The organism is uncultured Nostoc sp., assembly GCF_964245575.1.
Lineage (GTDB): Bacteria > Cyanobacteriota > Cyanobacteriia > Cyanobacteriales > Nostocaceae > Nostoc.
The window spans coordinates 23701-41902 of sequence record NZ_CAXTNP010000028.1; the positions used below are offsets into that span (position 1 = coordinate 23701).

The window sequence follows — 18202 nt, forward strand, 5'->3', positions numbered from 1 at the left end:
TTTCTCAAACCCCAGTTTGCTTTCTCATTTCAGTAGATTTAGCAAGCAAAACGAGATATTGCTTTCTCAAACCCCAGTTTGCTTTCTCCTAAAGGTGTTTTCCGCAAGTAAAAAGAGATATCGCTTTCTCAAACCCCAGTTTGTTTATTTAAGTAATTTCCACATTCATTTTGGTATATCGTTGAGTCGTTGGCTTGCGATGCTTGCGGCGGGCGTAGCGATCGCTTCATTCAGCAAAAATCCTTCGATAGCTGGTTACTGTATATATTTAATACCTAAATATTACTTCAATCACGTATTTATATTTAATTTTTCAGCCGATTCACTTTATGTTTAATTAACTCCGCTAATGAAAAAACAGAAAAAATCTTAAGTAACTACGTGTAAATAAATTAAAATTTGTAGCATTGTGGCAGGATATGGGTGTCGATGAGGTAGCTCATTCCCATTGCTGGAGTTCATCTTCTGGTAGTGGTTCAAAGAAAGCATCGCCGAGTTGTCCTTTCAATAAACCAGGGGTGCGGGGTTGTGTACCTTCTTGACTTCAACCTAGCCGAAAGTAGTGAATTAGGTCATAAAGTTCTGCTAGTTTGTCTTCAGGAATGTCTTGCAATTCTTGGACAATCTTCTGGATCAGCACAAGTCAAACTCTTCGGTAGTTGTTAATCAATAAGTTAGAAATATGCAACTACTTTGTTGCTCAATTGAGGAATAAAATATTTTTTCTCGCTTTACGCTTTGGCGCGAAACTTTCATCTTGTTAATCAGCAACGCTGAATTTTTACTATTCCTGTAAAACGGTCTTTGATACAATCCTAGTTTTCTTCAGGTCAGCTTCGGAAAGTTCTTCTCCAGCTTGCAAGCGAGTGGCAGAAGTTTGCAACACTGTCGCCGCCCCTTTATCTCCTATTTGTAAAGCGGTTTTGGCTGCTGTTTGTAGCATTGTGGCTGCACCAGTGCGATCGCCTTGTTGCAATTTCGCCTCGGCTAACTGGGTTTGGCGATACTTTGCTAATGCTAAAATAGACTGTTGTACCTGGGGATTAGAATCTGGTTGATACGCCCGCACTACATCTGCATACACTGGCACGAGAAGCGAAAGTAAGCCTTGTTCGTTAACCAACGGGTCATCATAACGGATTTGCAGATGCGCGATCGCTTGTTTACCTTCTGGCAATTGTCCTAGATAAATGTTAGCCAAAACTACCCGTTCTACATCTTGCATCAAATCTCCCAAACGTACAGCGAAACGTCCATCAGCTTCGGCTTCCAATGGTAACTCGATTGTGTCTGGGGCAACTTGGGCAATGGGTTTCAATTCTGCTAGTCGGACATTGGGCATTAGAGATAACAGCAAGTAGGCATTAGTTAACCCAATCGACTCAATCCGTCCAAACAGTCGGCTAAACTGATCCACAGCTTGTTCAGGACGTTCAATATGAGCTAAAGTCCCACCACCGACATCAGCAATTTTTTCTAGCAAATCCTGATTCCAGCTATTGCCAAATCCGAAAGTGTTAATAGTTAGGTTCAGTTTGGCAGCCTTTTGGGCGAGTTGAAGACAGCGCTTATTGTCATCTCGCCCAATTTCCCACTTCCAAATCCGCAAACCGCTTTCACCATGTCCATCCGTTAGGAGAAACGCCTGGGAAACAGCGCCTCTTGTACCCTTCATCAGTTCTGTAATTCCCAGTTCCAAACCATCAGCGATGACTGTACCGCCGCTAGCGCTGAGTTTGCTTTTAATTTGAGATTTGATGCTTTCGGGGTCTTCGATGGTTTGGTTAGGGATAATCACTTCCGCAGAACCGGAAAAAGCGACAACTGAAATGCGATCGCCTACTTTCAACCGATCGATTAATCCTTCCACAGCTTGGATCACCGTTTTAATTGGTTGTCCATGCATGGAACCACTTCTATCCAAAATCAAGCAGAGATTAAGAGGCAGATTTTGGTCAAACTCACCAGCGAGCGCAAAAATCGTCATTGCTAGTTGACGTTGGCTACTTGTTTGAGCCACATCAACATTATTGTCATTTAACGCCGAGAGCAATTTAACTTTCATCTAAACCTGAGTTTACTGAGGAGGGGTATCTTGCAAAACTGTTTTGGAGACAATTCTGGTTTTCTTGCGATCGCTTTCAGATAAATCTCCACCAGATTGTAGCTGGGTGGCAGAAGTTTGCAACACCGTTGCTGCACCAGTATCTCCCATTTGCAAGGCAGTTTTAGCAGCCGTTTGTAACATCGTCGCCGCACCAGAGCGATCGCCCTGTTGCAATTTCGTCTCGGCTAGCTGGGTTTGGCGATACTTAGCTAATGCCAAAATAGAATGCTGCACCTGGGGATTCGGGTCTGCTTGATAATTTTTGACTACATGGGCATAAACGGGGATATTTGGTGTAACTAAACCTACCTTGTTGGCGGCTGGGTCATCGTAGCGGACTTGCACATGAGCGATCGCTTGTTCACCTGTTGGCAATTGTCCCAAATAAATATTAGCTAAGATTACCCGTTCTGCATCTTTCATTAAATCTCCCAACCGTACAGCGAAACGTCCATCAGCTTCTTGTTGCAGTGGTAACTCAATTGTGTCTGGGGAAACTTGGGCCACAGGTTTGAGTTCTGCTAGCCGGACATTAGGCATCAGGGAGAATAACAGATAAGCATTAGTCAATCCCACCGTTTGAATACGGCTAAACAGGCGATTAAACTCTTCCACTGCCTGTTCGGGTTTTTGAATATAAGATAAAGTACCTAAGCCAGCATCGGCAATTTTTTCTAAAACATCTTGGTTCCAGTTGTCACCAAATCCCAAAGTATTTAAAGTCAAATTATAGCTAGCAGCCAATTGGGCGAATTTCAAACAGCGATTGTTATCACCATGTTCATTTTCCCCATCGGTTAATAAGAAGGCTTGGGAAACAGTATCTTTTTTACCCTTCGCCAGCTCCTCAATTCCCAACCGCAGTCCTTCATCAATCGCAGTTCCACCATCGGCGGCGAGGCGATTAATTTGCTGTTTGATTTTTTCTGGATCTTCAACACTTTGACTAGGTACTAAGACTTTGGCACGGTGATCAAAAACTACAACACTGAGGCGATCGCCGGGATTAAGTCTATCTACCAGACGATTCGCTGCTTTTTTGACCGTTTCTAGCGATCGCCCACTCATAGAACCACTATGATCGAGAATTAAGCATAAATTCAGGGGCACATTGCGGTCTTGATTTTCTGCGATCGCGGAAATCGAAATTCCCAACTGACGTTGACTGTTCAGTTGATTTGCGTCCAAATTACCATCATTCAAGGCAGGGTGCAAATTAACCTTCATAACTCAAAGTCCCTATTCCGGATATACATACTAAAAAATAACTTCAAAGCACCACTTTAGCTCTACGGAAAACCTATCCAACACAAATACACTAATATAATCAGAATATCTTAGAAGCCAAGCATTGGCAGATGCAAAGCCGCCTTCAGCATTAGGGAGAAATCCGCACCTTGAGGGAAGCGTGCATCGCGCTAGGATGTATTACAGTTAACGGCATAGTTTCAGGCGATCAGTTGCTATGGACATTTCCCCAATCAAGGCTGTTCAAGCCCCATATTACGGCGATAACTTTTACCGGACACCACCGCCAGATTTACCTTCCCTCTTATTGAAGGAGCGAATTGTCTATATTGGGATGCCACTGGTACCTGCTGTCACGGAATTAATCGTGGCCGAATTGCTGTTTTTGCAATCCGACGACCCCGAAAAACCGATTAAAATTTATATCAATTCTACCGGCACTTCCGGTTACAGTGGCGAACCCATTGGCTTTGAAACCGAAGCCTTCGCCATTTATGACACCATGAAATATATCAAGCCTCCGATCCACACCATCTGCGTCGGTTCCGCAATGGGTATGTCAGCGATGCTCCTCAGTGCTGGTACAAAAGGTTGCCGCGCTAGTTTGCCTCACTCCTCGATTATCCTGCATCAGCCCAAGAGCTACGCCCAAGGTCAAGCAACGGATATTCAAATTCGCGCCAGGGAAGTTTTGGTAAATAAAGGGGCGTTAGTTGATATCTTACATAACACCACTGGACAGCCCCCAGAAAAAATTATTAAAGACATGGATCGGCTGTTATATCTAACACCCTATGAAGCAAAGGAATACGGACTGATTGACAGAGTTTTTGAAAAAGAAGAACTCGCCAATCCCCCACTCCCTGCCAGTGTCCTTTAGTGAGTGCTGAGAGACGCGATTAATCGCGTCTTTACAGGAGTTATGAGTTATTCCTAACTCTCCTACCGTCCGCAAATTATTAAGAACGGAGTAAATTATGCCTATAGGCGTTCCTAAAGTTCCTTACCGGATGCCCGGTGGACAATATACAGATTGGATTAGCATCTACGATCGCCTTTACCGGGAACGGATTATTTTCTTGGGGCGAGATATTGATGATGAAATTGCTAATCAAATTATCGCTGTAATGCTGTATCTGGACTCAGATGATCCAGGTAAAGATATTTATTTATACATCAATTCCCCAGGTGGGATGGTTACATCTGGCATGGCTATTTTTGACACCATGCAACATATCAAATCAGATGTAGTGACTATTTGCGTAGGTTTAGCTGCTTCAATGGGGTCTTTCCTGCTGGCAGCTGGCACCAAGGGCAAACGGCTAGCATTGCCTCACTCACGGATTATGATTCACCAGCCTTCAGGTGGCACCCGTGGACAAGCAACCGATATCGAAATTGAAGCTAGAGAGATTCTGCGGATTCGTCACCAGCTCAATGGTATTTATGCCGATAAAACCGGTCAGACCATAGAAAAGATAGAAAAAGATATGGATCGTGACTTTTTCATGTCTGCCGAAGAAGCAAAACAATACGGTTTAATTGACCGTGTGATTGAAGACCGAACCTCGGTAATAACAGGGGAGTAGGGAGTAGGGAGTAGGGGGGATGAGGAAGCAGGAGAAGAATTCTAACTTCTAACTCCTGTACAGACGCGATTAATCGCGTCTCTAATCCCCACTCCCCATTCCCTTCCCCAAACAAACTGTAAACATTGAACTTAAAAATAGCAAATTAGCCCTTATTATTAATAGTTCAGGCGTGAAGCAGATAGCTGATAACCTCTTGCTGGATATTCGATAGCTCATAGCTCAAGATGGATCTTGGAGATTGCTACCGTTTACTAGGTTTGAGATCGGGAGCTTCTTTTGCTGACATCAAAGCGTCTTACCGACGATTGGCGCAGCAATATCATCCCGATATCAACCCAGATGACAACAAAGCCAAAGATAAGTTTATTGCGTTGACAGAGGCGTACAAACTCCTGCTGACGGTGGTACTGCCAGAGGAAACTGTGACATATTCAACTCAGGTGTCAACATATGGTGTGCGTGATGACGCTAAGGCAACGCATAGGCAGAAAACACCGACAACAACGGTGACAAGCCAAGAACCAGGGAAACCAAAGCCGCCTAATGTATTGGAAATAGAAGAACGGCTGAAGTGGAAGACTTACGATCAATTGCAGCGATTTTTGCAAGAAAGACGATTTCCGCAAGCGATCGCTCTGGCGGAAGCTTTAGCAGCTCGTTTGTCAACAGATGCAGAAGTCCGTCAATGGCTAGCGATCGCCTATCAAATTTGGGGACGGGCGCTAATTTCCGAAAAACAACTACTCAAAGCCAGAATTTATCTCAAAAAAGCCTTGAAAACAGACCCACATAATAAAAGTCTCTGGTATGAAGTCCAGCGCGATTTCCAGCGCTTGGAGCAAATTTTTTAAAGATTCAAAATTAGCCTTTTCAAGACGGATAAAATTTTTGGACAAGAATTCTTCTTATTTTTGTGTTATCTGCGACTAATACAGTTAAATAAATTCCCCAAAAAATGCTGATTCACCTTGAAAGGGCTGGTTCTGAGTATAAAACTTTTACTAAAAACCTTGATTTTAGGATTCTGTTAGAAAATAAACACTTTAATTATCGCTTTATTTACAGTTGAAAAATAGGCTCTCATTTTTATTTTTTCAGAGAAATTAAAGAGAGTTAATTACTTTAGATTTTTGTTACATATTTGGAAATTTTTCTGCCTATTTCCTATAAATAATTAATCTAGTAAATAAATATAAAATTAAATTTGGAAATCACTCATGGAGATCAGAACAATCACCAGGGTTGTCGGCCTATTCATCTCCACATCGCTAGCGTTTGCGACCGCCGCTCAGGCTGCGCCGTTCAACAGTCCGGGCTATCCAAACTATACCTACGAAGGTAAATACCCGGAGTCTACGCCCTGCCGTTACAACCTGTTGCAGAGCAAGAAAGCAACCTGGACTGGAAGCACCATCACACTGAAGTATTTCTACAGCGACGGCTGCGGTTCATTCGCGCGAATCGACAACGCGCCGCCCTACTGCAAGGTCTACCTCGATCGCACCCGCAGTAGTAACCCCAACCCCAGCAGCTGGGACTATGTTGGCGAGACCGTCGATCCGGGCATTAACTTTGCCTACACGAAGGTCGGCAATAACCTCAGTGGTCGCCTCTCCCGCGCTGCCCTAGTCTGCGGCACCGGAACCGTCGTCACCCGCACTAACTGGTACTAAGCGCGACTTTTCATCGGATGTGGAAAAGGGAGAGCGGTTCGCGAATTGTTACCGCTCATAAATTGGAAAGTCTGAGCGAAGATTTCCCTCGATTGGACTTTCCATAAAATCTAAAATTGGTACGCTCATCGTTGCCATCCGCGCAACACTGCTCCTAATGTAGCGATTCCCTCAACAATTTTCTGTGTTGGCTGAAAGCTAAAAGCTAACCTGATGGCATCATCACCCTGTCCATTGGTGTAGCAGCGAGTCCCTGGCAGAAAACTGATGCCCTGTTCATTGGCAGCAGTTAGGAGTGCTTTGGCGCTAATGTCTGGCGGCAATTTACACCAAACGAAAAAGCCACCATCTGGTCGCAAAGCAACTATATCACTGGGAAACTCTTGAGCGATCGCTTCTAACAACAAATTGCACTTATGCTTGTAGCAGGCAATTAACTCTTGAATGTGATTATCTAGTTTGCCTGTGGCACAATAGCGGGCGACCACATGACTGACAAATGGCCCCACAGGCCCCTCACTTTTGAACATTGCTAGCCGCTCAATAATCGCTGGATCGCCACAAGCCCATCCCAGGCGGATACCAGGCGCAATAATTTTCGAGAAGGTACTCACGTATAATACCCACCCCTCCTTGTCGAGGGTTGCCAGGGAGGGCACAGTTTCTCCTTGGAAGCGCAAATCGCTATAAGCATCGTCTTCTACTACCACCACGCCATATTCAGCCGCTAATGCTACCAGTTTTTGACGGCGAAATAACGGCATAGTAGTGCCTGTGGGATTGTGAAAGGTGGGGATGGTGTAAATAAACCGGGGCCGGATGCCCTGCTTCTTCAAGTCGCTCAAAGTTACTTCTAGAGCATCTACATCCATCCCCAACTCATCTACAGGAACGGTAATTATGCGTGCGCCAGCGTGGACAAATCTAACAACTACTCCCAGGAAGGTTGGGCCTTCCACAATTACCACATCACCAGGTTCGACAAACACATCTGGTAGCAAGCCCAGAATCTGACCAGAACCATAGCCAATGATCAGGCGATCGCGATCAGTAGTAATTCCTTTAGCCTGCAAGCGGAGGATAATTTGCTCGTATAGTTGAGCTGAAGGTGGGCCGTAATTGAGAGCGATCGGAGCCTCTTCTGCCAGCACAGTGGCACTTGCAGCAGCCAAGTGAGCGTGAGGAAAGAGAATTGGATCAGCTAGACCGTATGTAAAGCTGACAGTGGCGATTTTGGTTAACTCTGTACTATAGGTTGGTGGTGCGATGTTTCTAGCTCGTTCGGCGAATAAATCAGCAATTCGGTAAGCAGGGGTAGTGGCAGCCATAAAAAGTTCAAAATTGGAAGTCAGAATACAGAACACACAAGAAGGCAATTAGCGAAAAGTCAGATCGGAGGAAGCCTTTGATCTGTATAGCGATAGGGAGGAACGAGCATCCGCATGAGCATCACTTTTCAAGAAAGTAGGGGTCTTAAACTTTCGTTAGTCGCCCAGAATTCATGGTGGATTCTGGCTGCTGACGGATGTATTCTTCCTTATAACATGATCACAAGTATCGTGAATATTGACTGATAGAAGGGAATTACTACAGTGAAATTAATTAACCTCAAGTGGCAGCAGCTAATTCTAAGCTTAGGCTGTCTACTACTGATTATTGCCTGTAAAAGTTTCTATCCCACTACTAACCCAGATGCTAAACTTCTCAAGGTTGCTACAGACCCTACGTTTATCCCTTTTGAAATCCAAAGGGCTAGCGGGAACTTGGAAGGTTTTGATATTGATTTGATGAATGCGTTGGCGTCGCCCGCCGCAGGCATCCCTAAAGTAGCAGGTTTTGCAGTCCAGTTTGAAAGTCTGCCCTTTGAAGGCATGATCTCGACCTTGCAAGCCAAAAGAGTCGATGCAGCAATTAGTGGAATCACGATTACCGCCGAACGCCTGAAAACAATTGCTTTTTCACGACCTTATTTTAAAGCCGGACTAGCGATCGCTGTCCGCGAAGACAATCAAAATATTAAAGACTTCAATAGTCTCAAAGGTAAAAAAATCGCTGTACAAATTGGTTCCACTGGGGCAGATTTTGCCAAAACCATCCCCAACGCCAAAATTAGTACTTTTAATTCTGGGCCAGAATTTTTCCAAGACTTGCTCAATGGCAATGTTGATGCTGTCGTTAGCGATGCTTTCGCTACTTTGTATGCGATTAAAAATGGCAAACTCCAAGGCATCAGAGTTGTTGCCGACCTGCTCACCCAAGAATACTACGGGATTGCTACTCCTATTGACTCCCCCCATCTAGATGCAATTAACAAAGGTATAGCGACTTTGTTATCCAATGGCACTTACAAGCAAATTTATCTAAAATGGTTTAACGTTGACCCTCCGCAATTGCCAGATTCTTGACAATAGGGGATTGGGGATTGGGGAAGGAAGAGGGGGTAGACAAGGGAGAGACGAGAGACTTATTCAATAATTCCCCCTTGTCCTCTTGTCCCTTTGTCCCCTTGTCCTCCTATGCCCCATTCCTCATTCCCCATTTATAAGCAATTGCCTGCCAATATATGAAATATTTATCTAATATGCGTCACAATTAATACTGCCACCAAAATTCATTGATAAACTACAATCTCTTGTAGGTCTACTGTAGTCAGGGACAGCCAATTGTGGCACCTTGGATCTTAGTGGCTAGAAGCACCTTGGAACGGGAATAAAGGAACTTCCACTATGCTGATTTGCCCTCAGTGTAAATTTGAAAACCCCAATAGCAATAAATTTTGTCAAAGCTGTGGCACGTCCCTGACCCACAAGGTCTGTCCTGAATGCAGTACCGATGATGTACCTGTGAATGCACTACGTTGTCATAACTGTGGCACGGAATGTGGAACAGTGTTTTGGGCAATTATTGCTAAGGAAACGACTGCGAAAGCTTTGGGAGTAGAGAAAGATCAAGAAGATCAAAGAGAAGATGTGGGAGTAGAGGGAGATGAGAGAGCAATATCTTCCTCATCTCCTCTATTTGATAGTTCTCAGATTGCATTAGGCTCCTATTTAGACTCCCAAGAGCGCTATCAATTATTAGATCCGCTACCTGCTCAAACGGAAACTGCCACCATTGCTGATGTAGGTGTGAGAGTTCTAGACTGCCAGCCGTATCAAATATCACCCATTGAGGCAATACTAGCAACTCAGCAATCAGATTTGCTAACGCCATCAGTGGAAGCAAGTGGAATTCCTCACCTTGCGAAACTTTATATTGCCTTAGAATGCCAAGGTCAGGCGGGGATACCGCCGATTCACGATGCATGGCAGCAGGGAAATATGCAAGTAGTCATAATCGAAGACCGCTCACATTGGCAGCTTTTACTCGATTTATGGCAAGAAGAAACAACGAGTTCGTTAAAAATTTTACACTGGTGTTATGAAATGACCCAACTTTGGGCATTATTGGAACCAGTAGGTTGTCGTCAAAGCCTTTTAGATTTGTCGAATTTGCGATTGGATGAAGACCAAACGCTGGCGCTACAAAGGTTGTATGTGGAATCATCTAATTCTTTGCCTGTCACCGAGTCGCCAGAAGATGCCGAAGCCGAAACATCTGCTATGCCAGAGCAACCGTTAAGCATTCAAGCTTTGGGGCGGGTTTGGCAAGCGCTATTTAGGCAATCTCAACGCACTCAATTTGGCCCTGTAGTCCAGATGTTGGGGGATTTAGAGGTAGGTAAGATTCAGACGATCGCACAAGTGCGATCGCGTTTGGAGGAAATCTCTATTGAACTGGAAGCACTAGGAACCGCAACTTTACCCCCAAAAAAGGAGAAAAATACTGCTGTGCCCATTATGCCGCAATCAGATGAGCCGGAAGATATCATTAGCAAAATTGATGATATGCCAACTGTTGTGCTGACGATGCAGTTAAGTAGCTTAGAAGATGCAGGAGGCACAGATGTAGGGCGTCAACGTCATCATAACGAAGACTACTTTGGCATTGAAACCAAAATTCAAAAGCTGGAGTTGCCCAAAAGTCGAGTTCTGCAAGGGCATGGTTTGTATATTCTCTGTGATGGTATGGGTGGACACGCTGGCGGCGAAATAGCCAGTGAGTTAGGAGTCAACACCCTACGGCAATACTTTCAAGAACACTGGATTACCAACCAACTGCCAACGGAAGATAGCATTCGTGAGGCAGTGTTTTTAGCTAATGAGGCGATTTACAAGCTCAATCAACAAGATGCCCGTTCTGGAGTTGGGCGCATGGGTACAACTCTGGTAATGCTGTTAATTCAAGACACTCAAGCAGCAGTTGCTCATGTGGGAGATAGCCGTCTCTATCGCTTAACGCGCAAGCGGGGACTAGAACAAGTCACAGTAGATCACGAAGTTGGGCAACGGGAAATTACACGCGGAGTGGAAGCAAGCATAGCTTACGCCCGCCCGGATGCCTACCAACTCACCCAAGCTTTGGGGCCTCGTGACGAAAACTCGATTAATCCCGATGTGGGCTTTTTCGAGATCAATGAAGATACTCTTCTGCTGTTGGCATCGGACGGTCTATCAGATAATGATTTAATAGAAACCCATTGGCAGACTCACTTAGAACCCTTACTTAGTTCTTCTGGCGTTAACTTAGAACGGGGCGTTACAGACTTAATTGAGTTGGCGAACCAACACAATGGTCACGACAATATTACTGGTATAATTGTCCGGGCAAAAGTACGCCCAAATTTGGAAAGTTGAAAAAATGGGGACTGGGGATTAGGGACTAGGGACTAGGGACTGGGGACTGGGAACTAGGACAAAATTCTTTATACCCAATCCCCAATCCCCAATCCCCAATCCCTAATCCTCTTAACTTGTAGGTTGTATTGTGGTTAGTCTGACTCTGTTAGAACCGCAACAGAAAACGCCCCTCCAGCAGTGGTGCTTTGAGAACTCTTCCATAATTCGGATTGGTCGAGCGGCAGATAATCATGTTGTTTTAACTGATAGTTTAGTTTCGCGGCATCATCTAGAACTGAGACAAGTAGATTCTGCCGACAATGACGGTGGTTGGCGGCTGATTAGTCAAGGTACTAATGGGACTTTCCTCAACGGTGTCCTTGTGATTCAGAGTCCGTTACCAGATAATTCACTGTTGCAACTGGCACAGGGAGGCCCAATACTGCAATTCCAAATTCAGGATGTAACAGTACTAGAAACTGGTGTGCGATCGCAACAAATGCAAGAAACAGAAGAGAACGCCGTTGCAACACTCTACTCAGCCCAAGGTAGATACACTTGCACCCATGAAGGCAACTCCCCAAACAATCTGTTTTGCATCCACTGCGGCCAACCTCTCTCAGTACAACAGAAAATTCGCCATTATCAGGTGTTGCGAACTCTCGGACAAGGAGGTATGGGCACTACTTATCTCGCTTGGGATGCGGCTGGTCAGATTGCGGGTATGCCACAATTGCTGGTGTTGAAGCAAATGAATGCTGATATGGTAAAAATTGCCAAAGCTCAAGAATTATTTGAGCGGGAGGCGTATACTCTCAAATCCCTTAACCATCCGGGAATTCCCAAGTATTACGACTTCTTTGTAGAAGGCGGAAAAAAATACTTGGCAATGGAACTAATCCACGGACAAGATTTAGAGAGACGTGTCTATACTACTGGGCCAGTTACGCCAAGCCAAGCGATCGCTTGGATGATCCAAACCTGCGATATCTTAGACTATCTTCATAGCCAAAAGCCGCCACTGATTCACCGCGATATTAAACCCGCCAACTTAATGGTGCGAAGTTCAGTAAATCGCATAGTGGTGCTAGATTTTGGTGCAGTTAAGGAAATTGGCACAGCGCCCGGTACTCGTATTGGTGCAGAAGGTTACTGCGCTCCTGAACAAGAACGAGGACAACCTTTGACTCAATCTGATTTGTATGCAATTGGGCCAACGGTGATTTTTCTGCTCACAGGTGAAAACCCTTTCAAGTATTACCGCCAACGAGGGCGAAACTTTAGGTTTGATGTGGCAAAAGTTCCCACCATTAGTTCCCAATTAAGAGATGTGATTGATCGCGTTACGGAACCATTGCCACGCGATCGCTATCAAACTGCAAAGGAGTTAGCTGGGGGTTTAGCTGCTTGTCAATAAGGGGACTAGGTACTGGAGATTGGGTACTGGGGATTGGGTACTGAAGTATTAGCAGTTAATTCTAGGGACTGGTGACTAGGGATTAGGGATTAGGGACTGGAGACTGAGGACTAAGGATTAAAAAAAGTTTTCTAATCCCCAATTCCCAGTACCCAATCCCCAGTCCCCATGCCCTACTCTTCATCCCAAGTTTCTACAGCTAGCAATTCACTAACTGGGTCTTGCATACTAAAGCCAAAGTCAAGCAGTTCCTGTTTCCAGTGCTGCCATTCATTACCGTAGAGCAAAGCGATTTTCCAGATGCTATCGCTTGGCTTGATAATGTTCGATTCTATGAGTGATTGCACGTTGCGCTGCAATTTCACCATTGGGTGAATCACTTGCTGAGTCATAACCTCGATTGAATTCAGATTTTGTTGGTAAATACTTAATTAAAACTGCTTCCCATTCTGCAATTGTTGCCGGATCGTAGAGTGGTGTAATTTTGGTAAAGCTAGTCTTAACTTTCTAACTATACCATAACAAACTCTACTAAATTACTGGTAAATTCCCTTTTGTACGGTAATTACCACCACAAAACTCCAATTCCACCAAGCAGTCCTTAAACTTTTTGCAGAAGCTGGGCCAAGGTTTAGGGGATAAGGATTAAGGGATGAAGGGGTAAAGAATGCTTCTGTTTCCCCTTTTCGCTTTAACCTTTCGCCATCTTCTTTTTCCTTGTAACCTTTAACCACTAGAGTGCAACAGTACCTTTTGTAAGATATCTATTGTGGACGCCGAGAAAAATAATTACTCGTCTGGGAAGTTGCACTATGTAGTCTGATTGAGGACGACTGGGAAAATTCTATTTGTTTTAATCACAAAAAATAATGTGTGCTTGTTGAAGAACTATGGACACAGGCTAGTTTGAAAGTTTTTGACTAACAGGTAAATTTGCAATTGAGTAGAAATATCTACTGTTTCTATTTATTTAAACGTTATTTACAATATCGCAAACATCTGACTTTAGGCTGAATCATCGCAAATCTTTATATAATCTTAATTTTTCGTCCAATGAATAAGACTTGAAGGGTTTTGCTTTGTAACGATAGGAGCGATCGCATAGCAAAATTGTCGGTACAGCATAAGCTCACCATAAAAGCTTCCTTGTCTCCAGAGTCAGCATTTGAATTTTGTGTAAAAAATTTTTAGCGAAGATGTTAGTTTCGTTGGGGAGATGGGTAACCTCATAACGGGAGGCTTGCTACTACCTAAGTATTTACCGCAGCAAGTATGTGAAGCATGACTGATTCGGGGGATGAATACTTAATTTCCCGCAAAAAGCAGATTGAGCGGCGACAAAAGATCGTCACGATAGTGTCATTAGTGTCGTTTGTTGGTTCCACGGTGTTTGCAGTAATTCCGGCAATCCAACAGGCTAGTCAACCTAAGCCAGTAACTGCGTCTTTTTCTGTTGAGTCAGAATTACAGCAACAGGCACGGGGCTACGAGATGATTTTACAACGGGAACCAGAAAACCAACTCGCTTTAGAGAAACTGTCTATAGTGCGGTTGCACTTGAAGGATGCTAAGGGTGCGATGGAACCTTTGGAGAAGCTGGTGAAGTTGCACCCTGATCGGCAAGATTACAAAGTTGTATTAGAGCAGATTAAGAAGCAAGATAACCCGAAGGATTAAGAACTGCGCTCAATAAAAACAAGCATACTTTTTTGCCCTGCAAGATAAAAGATAACTAATCACTTAGACAAATTACTCTTTTTAATATTTACATATTTTGGCTTAAAAACTGACAGGTTGGCTAATTCATTTCAAATGAAAACTGAAGAATTAAATTGGCAAAAGCAAGCCCAAGAATTTTTATTAAAGGGACAATATGATCAGATTTTAAGCTTTTATGAACAGGTCATACAAACTGAGCCTGACAATATAATACATTACTGCTACTTAGGACTAGCCTACCTTCTACAGGATCGGCCAGAAGAAGCTCAAGCAACTTGGGTTTTTGCAACTGTGGCTCAGGAAGATCCTGAAGAACTAGCGGAATGGACAGAAAAATTGATTGAAATTCTAGATAAAGAAGCTCAAAGGCAAGCAACTTTGACTAACTTCCAAAAGAGTTGGATAATTCGTAAACAAATCCAGGAAATAGCTTCTAGTTTTGTCTTTGACACTAATATTGAATGCTACAAAAAGAATACAAATATATTATTAAATCAGCTTCTTCAATCCTATAAGCTTCATTTTGGTTGTGGAAAAGTCAAATTTAATGGCTGGCTTAATATAGATATAGACACAACATTAAACACAGTTGACCTAATATGGGATGTCAGTAATAGACTGCCTTTTAAAGATAACTCTTGCCAGATGATCTATCACGAACATATGCTAGAACATTTGCCTGTGGAACAAGGTATATTTTTTCTTAATGAGTGTTATCGTGTACTTCAAGTTGGAGGTGTTTTACGTGTAGCTATGCCGTCTCTCGATGTATTGCTTAAAAAAGCAACCTCTGAAAATTGGCGAGATCAAGACTGGCTTAGATGGCCAGAGTATCAGTTCATTCAAACACGAGCTGAAATGATTAATATCGCCTTTCGATGGTGGGGACATCAGTATCTATATGACAGTGAAGAATTACATCGCCGATTACATGAGGCTGGATTTATGTATGTGAAAAATGTTGAATGGGGTTGTAGTGACACGAAAGAACTTAGAAATCGAGAAACTCGAAATGATTATTTATTGATATGTGAAACACGAAAATAAATCTAAATCTCATGAAAAATATTATGCAAATATCTTTTGAAAATTATAGGCTTGCAGGTGTTAAAACTTTCGAGTATACAAAGATAATAGGTTTAGAAAATATAGAATTTGGTAGCGATATAATAATTGACGATTTTGTGTTTATATACGCTAAAAAAACTATTAAAATAGGTAGTTATGTACATATTGCATCTTTCGCTTCAATAACGGGAGGTGAGTGTTTTACAATGGAGGATTTTTCAGGTATATCTTCTGGTGTAAGAATTTTTACTGGCTCAGAAGATTTTCAAGAATGGGGTTTTGGCAATCCTACAATTGATGAAAAATACAGAAATACTAAAAGAGCCTCTGTACACATAGGAAAATTTTGTGTAATTGGTGCAAATAGCGTTATTTTACCAGGTGTGACTGTTGGCGAAGGAGCTACAGTTGGTGCAGGCTCAGTTGTTACAAAAAACCTAGATGCTTGGGGGATATATGTTGGTAATCGCAAAATAGGAGAAAGAGATAGAATAGGTGTTTTGAATAACTACAAAAAATTTCTACAGGAAAATTTAAATAATAATGCAAATCATAAGTATTCAAAATAAATCTTTTGAGCAACCAATTTATGTAACGCGACCAATTCTGCCAAGTTTAGATAGAATTACTGAAAAATTACAAGAGATATGGGATAGCAAATGGTTAACGAATAATGGTCCACAGCATTCTTTACTTGAAAGTAAACTAGTAAATATGCTGAATGTTCCATATCTTTCGTTATTCAATAATGGAACAATAGCACTCATAACGGCTTGTCAAAGCTTACGTCTTGCGGGTGAAGTTATAACCACTCCTTTCACTTTTCCAGCAAGTCCTCATGTATTGACATGGAATAATATCAAACCCATATTTTGTGATATTGATCCAGTTACTATGAATATTGATGCCCATAAAATTGAATCAATGATTACACCCCAAACATCTGCAATTTTGGGCGTACATGTGTATGGATCACCATGCAATGTTATGAAAATTCAAGAGATAGCTGATAAATATGGCTTAAAGGTAATTTATGATGCTGCACATGCATTTAACGTTGAAATTGATGGTGTAGGAATTGGGAATTTTGGCGATATATCAATGATGAGCTTTCATGCTACTAAACTATTTCATACTGTTGAAGGTGGTGCTTTAATGTTTAAAGATCCAAACCTCAAAACCAGGATCGATTTCTTAAAGAATTTTGGTATTAAAAATGAAGAAGAAGTAGTAATGCCTGGAATAAATGGAAAAATGAACGAAATTCAGGCAGCTATTGGTCTAGTTGTACTTGATTATATACAAGATGAAAGAAATAAAAGGAAAGCATTGATTAGTAAATATAAAGAATGTTTAGAATATGTGCCAGGAATTAAACTGTTACCAGAAAACTACAATTGCACCAAGAGTTATCAATATTTTGTAATTAGGATTGAAGAAGAAATATTTGGATGTTCACGAAACTACGTTTATGAAAAATTTAAAGAATACAATATTTTTACTAGAAAATATTTTTATCCTTTGTGTAGTGACTATCCATGTTATAAACAGCTCCCATCAGCAAGCAGTGTCAACTTGCCAATAGCGAATGCAATTTCTCAACAAGTTTTATCATTACCATTGTATGGTGATTTAAGTACTTATGAAGTAGAAAAAATTTGTAGTATTTTACTAGAAATCTCAGGGAAATAGATTATGCCAAGAGTTACAGTTATTATTCCATCTTATAATCACGAAAAATTTGTAGGTGAAGCAATTCAAAGTGTTTTAAATCAAACATATCAAGATTTTGAACTAGTTATTACAGATGATGGTTCTACGGATAAAACTGTGGAGATTATTAAAAGTTTTACAGATACCAGAATTAGGCTATTTTGTTTTGAACGAAATCAGGGTGCTTGTGTAGCTGCTAATAAGTGTATTAGCGAAGCTAAAGGTGAATTTATAGCAATGTTAAGTTCTGATGATATTTTTGCTCCTGAAAAACTAGAGAAACAGGTTAACTTTTTGGATAAAAATCCAGAGATTGGCGCTGTTTTTGGATTCGCAGAGATTATAGACGAATATGGTAATGATTTTCAGGATGAAAACCACTTTTATAAACATATTTTTATCCAGCCTAATAGAACAAGATTTGAGTGGCTCAATTATTTCTTTTTCAGGTTAAATTGTTTATGTCATCCCAGCGTTTTGATTAGAAAAAAATGTTATGACCATATTGGTAGCTATGATGAACGCTTTGCTCAACTCCCAGATTTAGATTTTTGGATACGTCTTTGTCTGAAGTACGAAATTTATATAATTCCAGAAAATCTTATAAAATTCCGTGTTCTTCAAAATGAGACGAATGCTAGTGGTGATAAACCTACTAAACACATCCGTCAATCTTTAGAAATTACTCAAATTCTGAAGAATTATTTAAAAATAGAAGTTAATGACAACTTCCTAAAAATATTTCCAGATATCTTAATAGATATTACTTCTCTGGAAACAGAATTAGCACCTTTTTATGTTGCTATGTTAGCACTACAGGTTGGTAATCCTGCTTATAAATTTTTTGCAATTGATACACTTTATCAAATTTTTACAAAAAAAAATATTGTTATTAAAATTAAAGAAAAGTATTCTTTTGAATTTTCAAATTTAATTATCCTGACTGG

General features: G+C 41.8%; 17 protein-coding genes and 1 pseudogene. 12 read left to right on the top strand and 6 right to left on the bottom strand.

Annotation, left to right across the window (positions count from 1 at the left end; all coding sequences use genetic code 11):
• Positions 1-439 precede the first annotated feature (439 nt).
• From ACFFAP_RS07075 to ACFFAP_RS07085, 3 genes and pseudogenes are all read right to left on the bottom strand, one after another.
• Positions 440-640 (bottom strand): annotated as a pseudogene (locus ACFFAP_RS07075) (hypothetical protein).
• 144 nt (positions 641-784) lie between these two features.
• The gene (locus ACFFAP_RS07080) at positions 785-2065 is read right to left on the bottom strand and encodes a VWA domain-containing protein (RefSeq protein WP_375510558.1); all 1281 of its coding nucleotides are present in this window, start codon (positions 2063-2065) and stop codon (positions 785-787) included.
• A 12-nt stretch (positions 2066-2077) separates the two neighbouring features.
• Entirely contained in the window at positions 2078-3334 is a 1257-nt protein-coding gene (locus ACFFAP_RS07085; protein ID WP_375510559.1) for a VWA domain-containing protein, read from the bottom strand.
• Positions 3335-3572: 238 nt separating this feature from the next.
• Here ACFFAP_RS07085 and ACFFAP_RS07090 point away from each other — a divergent pair, with 238 nt between their 5' ends.
• The 4 genes from ACFFAP_RS07090 to ACFFAP_RS07105 all read left to right on the top strand — a co-directional run bounded on the left by ACFFAP_RS07090 (position 3573) and on the right by ACFFAP_RS07105 (position 6620).
• Positions 3573-4235 (top strand): ATP-dependent Clp protease proteolytic subunit, encoded by a 663-nt coding sequence (locus tag ACFFAP_RS07090; protein WP_334928315.1) that lies wholly within the window; start codon positions 3573-3575, stop codon positions 4233-4235.
• 97 nt (positions 4236-4332) lie between these two features.
• Positions 4333-4944 carry an ATP-dependent Clp protease proteolytic subunit gene (locus ACFFAP_RS07095; protein WP_375510560.1) on the top strand — a complete coding sequence of 204 codons (612 nt, stop codon included), beginning with the start codon at positions 4333-4335 and terminating at the stop codon, positions 4942-4944.
• Positions 4945-5171: 227 nt separating this feature from the next.
• Complete coding sequence (locus tag ACFFAP_RS07100; RefSeq protein WP_375510561.1) at positions 5172-5798, top strand: J domain-containing protein; 627 nt, start codon at positions 5172-5174, stop codon at positions 5796-5798.
• A gap of 366 nt (positions 5799-6164) precedes the next feature.
• On the top strand, positions 6165-6620 hold the full coding sequence (locus ACFFAP_RS07105) for a hypothetical protein (protein WP_375510562.1): 456 nt from the start codon (positions 6165-6167) through the stop codon (positions 6618-6620).
• Between the two features lie 125 nt (positions 6621-6745).
• On the opposite strand, the gene ACFFAP_RS07110 is transcribed toward ACFFAP_RS07105, so the two are convergent.
• Positions 6746-7948, bottom strand: a complete 1203-nt coding sequence (locus ACFFAP_RS07110; RefSeq protein ID WP_375510563.1) for a PLP-dependent aminotransferase family protein — start codon at positions 7946-7948, stop codon at positions 6746-6748.
• A 264-nt stretch (positions 7949-8212) separates the two neighbouring features.
• On the opposite strand from ACFFAP_RS07110, the gene ACFFAP_RS07115 reads away from it, so the two are divergent.
• The 3 genes from ACFFAP_RS07115 to ACFFAP_RS07125 all read left to right on the top strand — a co-directional run bounded on the left by ACFFAP_RS07115 (position 8213) and on the right by ACFFAP_RS07125 (position 12755).
• A complete protein-coding gene (locus ACFFAP_RS07115) occupies positions 8213-9025 on the top strand; it encodes a basic amino acid ABC transporter substrate-binding protein (protein ID WP_375510564.1) in 813 nt (270 codons plus the stop codon).
• Positions 9026-9346: 321 nt separating this feature from the next.
• Positions 9347-11356 carry a serine/threonine phosphatase gene (locus ACFFAP_RS07120; RefSeq protein ID WP_375510565.1) on the top strand — a complete coding sequence of 670 codons (2010 nt, stop codon included), beginning with the start codon at positions 9347-9349 and terminating at the stop codon, positions 11354-11356.
• 130 nt (positions 11357-11486) lie between these two features.
• Positions 11487-12755 (top strand): protein kinase, encoded by a 1269-nt coding sequence (locus tag ACFFAP_RS07125; RefSeq protein ID WP_375510566.1) that lies wholly within the window; start codon positions 11487-11489, stop codon positions 12753-12755.
• Between the two features lie 173 nt (positions 12756-12928).
• Here the strand turns inward: ACFFAP_RS07125 and ACFFAP_RS07130 are convergent, their stop codons facing one another.
• Both ACFFAP_RS07130 and ACFFAP_RS07135 read right to left on the bottom strand, forming a co-directional pair.
• On the bottom strand, positions 12929-13147 hold the full coding sequence (locus ACFFAP_RS07130) for a DUF4327 family protein (RefSeq protein WP_012407469.1): 219 nt from the start codon (positions 13145-13147) through the stop codon (positions 12929-12931).
• 144 nt (positions 13148-13291) lie between these two features.
• Entirely contained in the window at positions 13292-13489 is a 198-nt protein-coding gene (locus ACFFAP_RS07135; protein WP_375510567.1) for a hypothetical protein, read from the bottom strand.
• A 547-nt stretch (positions 13490-14036) separates the two neighbouring features.
• Here ACFFAP_RS07135 and ACFFAP_RS07140 point away from each other — a divergent pair.
• The 5 genes from ACFFAP_RS07140 to ACFFAP_RS07160 form a co-directional block, all read left to right on the top strand.
• Positions 14037-14432, top strand: a complete 396-nt coding sequence (locus tag ACFFAP_RS07140) for a tetratricopeptide repeat protein (protein WP_375510568.1) — start codon at positions 14037-14039, stop codon at positions 14430-14432.
• A 135-nt stretch (positions 14433-14567) separates the two neighbouring features.
• Complete coding sequence (locus ACFFAP_RS07145; RefSeq protein WP_375510569.1) at positions 14568-15521, top strand: methyltransferase domain-containing protein; 954 nt, start codon at positions 14568-14570, stop codon at positions 15519-15521.
• An 11-nt stretch (positions 15522-15532) separates the two neighbouring features.
• Positions 15533-16111: an acyltransferase gene (locus ACFFAP_RS07150; protein WP_375510570.1), complete on the top strand. Its 579-nt coding sequence runs from the start codon at positions 15533-15535 to the stop codon at positions 16109-16111.
• The gene (locus ACFFAP_RS07155; protein ID WP_375510571.1) at positions 16086-17234 is read left to right on the top strand and encodes a DegT/DnrJ/EryC1/StrS family aminotransferase; all 1149 of its coding nucleotides are present in this window, start codon (positions 16086-16088) and stop codon (positions 17232-17234) included. The genes ACFFAP_RS07150 and ACFFAP_RS07155 overlap by 26 nt, the downstream gene beginning before the upstream one ends.
• 3 nt (positions 17235-17237) lie before the next feature.
• On the top strand, positions 17238-18202 hold a 965-nt coding region (locus ACFFAP_RS07160; protein ID WP_375510572.1), incomplete at its 3' end, for a glycosyltransferase.

Coding starts and splice junctions, on each gene's coding strand:
- ACFFAP_RS07080 (WP_375510558.1), bottom strand. CDS start 2,065: ATGAAAGTTAAATTGCTCTCGGCGTTAAATGACAATAATGTTGATGTG.
- ACFFAP_RS07085 (WP_375510559.1), bottom strand. CDS start 3,334: ATGAAGGTTAATTTGCACCCTGCCTTGAATGATGGTAATTTGGACGCA.
- ACFFAP_RS07090 (WP_334928315.1), top strand. CDS start 3,573: ATGGACATTTCCCCAATCAAGGCTGTTCAAGCCCCATATTACGGCGAT.
- ACFFAP_RS07095 (WP_375510560.1), top strand. CDS start 4,333: ATGCCTATAGGCGTTCCTAAAGTTCCTTACCGGATGCCCGGTGGACAA.
- ACFFAP_RS07100 (WP_375510561.1), top strand. CDS start 5,172: ATGGATCTTGGAGATTGCTACCGTTTACTAGGTTTGAGATCGGGAGCT.
- ACFFAP_RS07105 (WP_375510562.1), top strand. CDS start 6,165: ATGGAGATCAGAACAATCACCAGGGTTGTCGGCCTATTCATCTCCACA.
- ACFFAP_RS07110 (WP_375510563.1), bottom strand. CDS start 7,948: ATGGCTGCCACTACCCCTGCTTACCGAATTGCTGATTTATTCGCCGAA.
- ACFFAP_RS07120 (WP_375510565.1), top strand. CDS start 9,347: ATGCTGATTTGCCCTCAGTGTAAATTTGAAAACCCCAATAGCAATAAA.
- ACFFAP_RS07130 (WP_012407469.1), bottom strand. CDS start 13,147: ATGACTCAGCAAGTGATTCACCCAATGGTGAAATTGCAGCGCAACGTG.
- ACFFAP_RS07140 (WP_375510568.1), top strand. CDS start 14,037: ATGACTGATTCGGGGGATGAATACTTAATTTCCCGCAAAAAGCAGATT.
- ACFFAP_RS07145 (WP_375510569.1), top strand. CDS start 14,568: ATGAAAACTGAAGAATTAAATTGGCAAAAGCAAGCCCAAGAATTTTTA.
- ACFFAP_RS07150 (WP_375510570.1), top strand. CDS start 15,533: ATGAAAAATATTATGCAAATATCTTTTGAAAATTATAGGCTTGCAGGT.
- ACFFAP_RS07155 (WP_375510571.1), top strand. CDS start 16,086: ATGCAAATCATAAGTATTCAAAATAAATCTTTTGAGCAACCAATTTAT.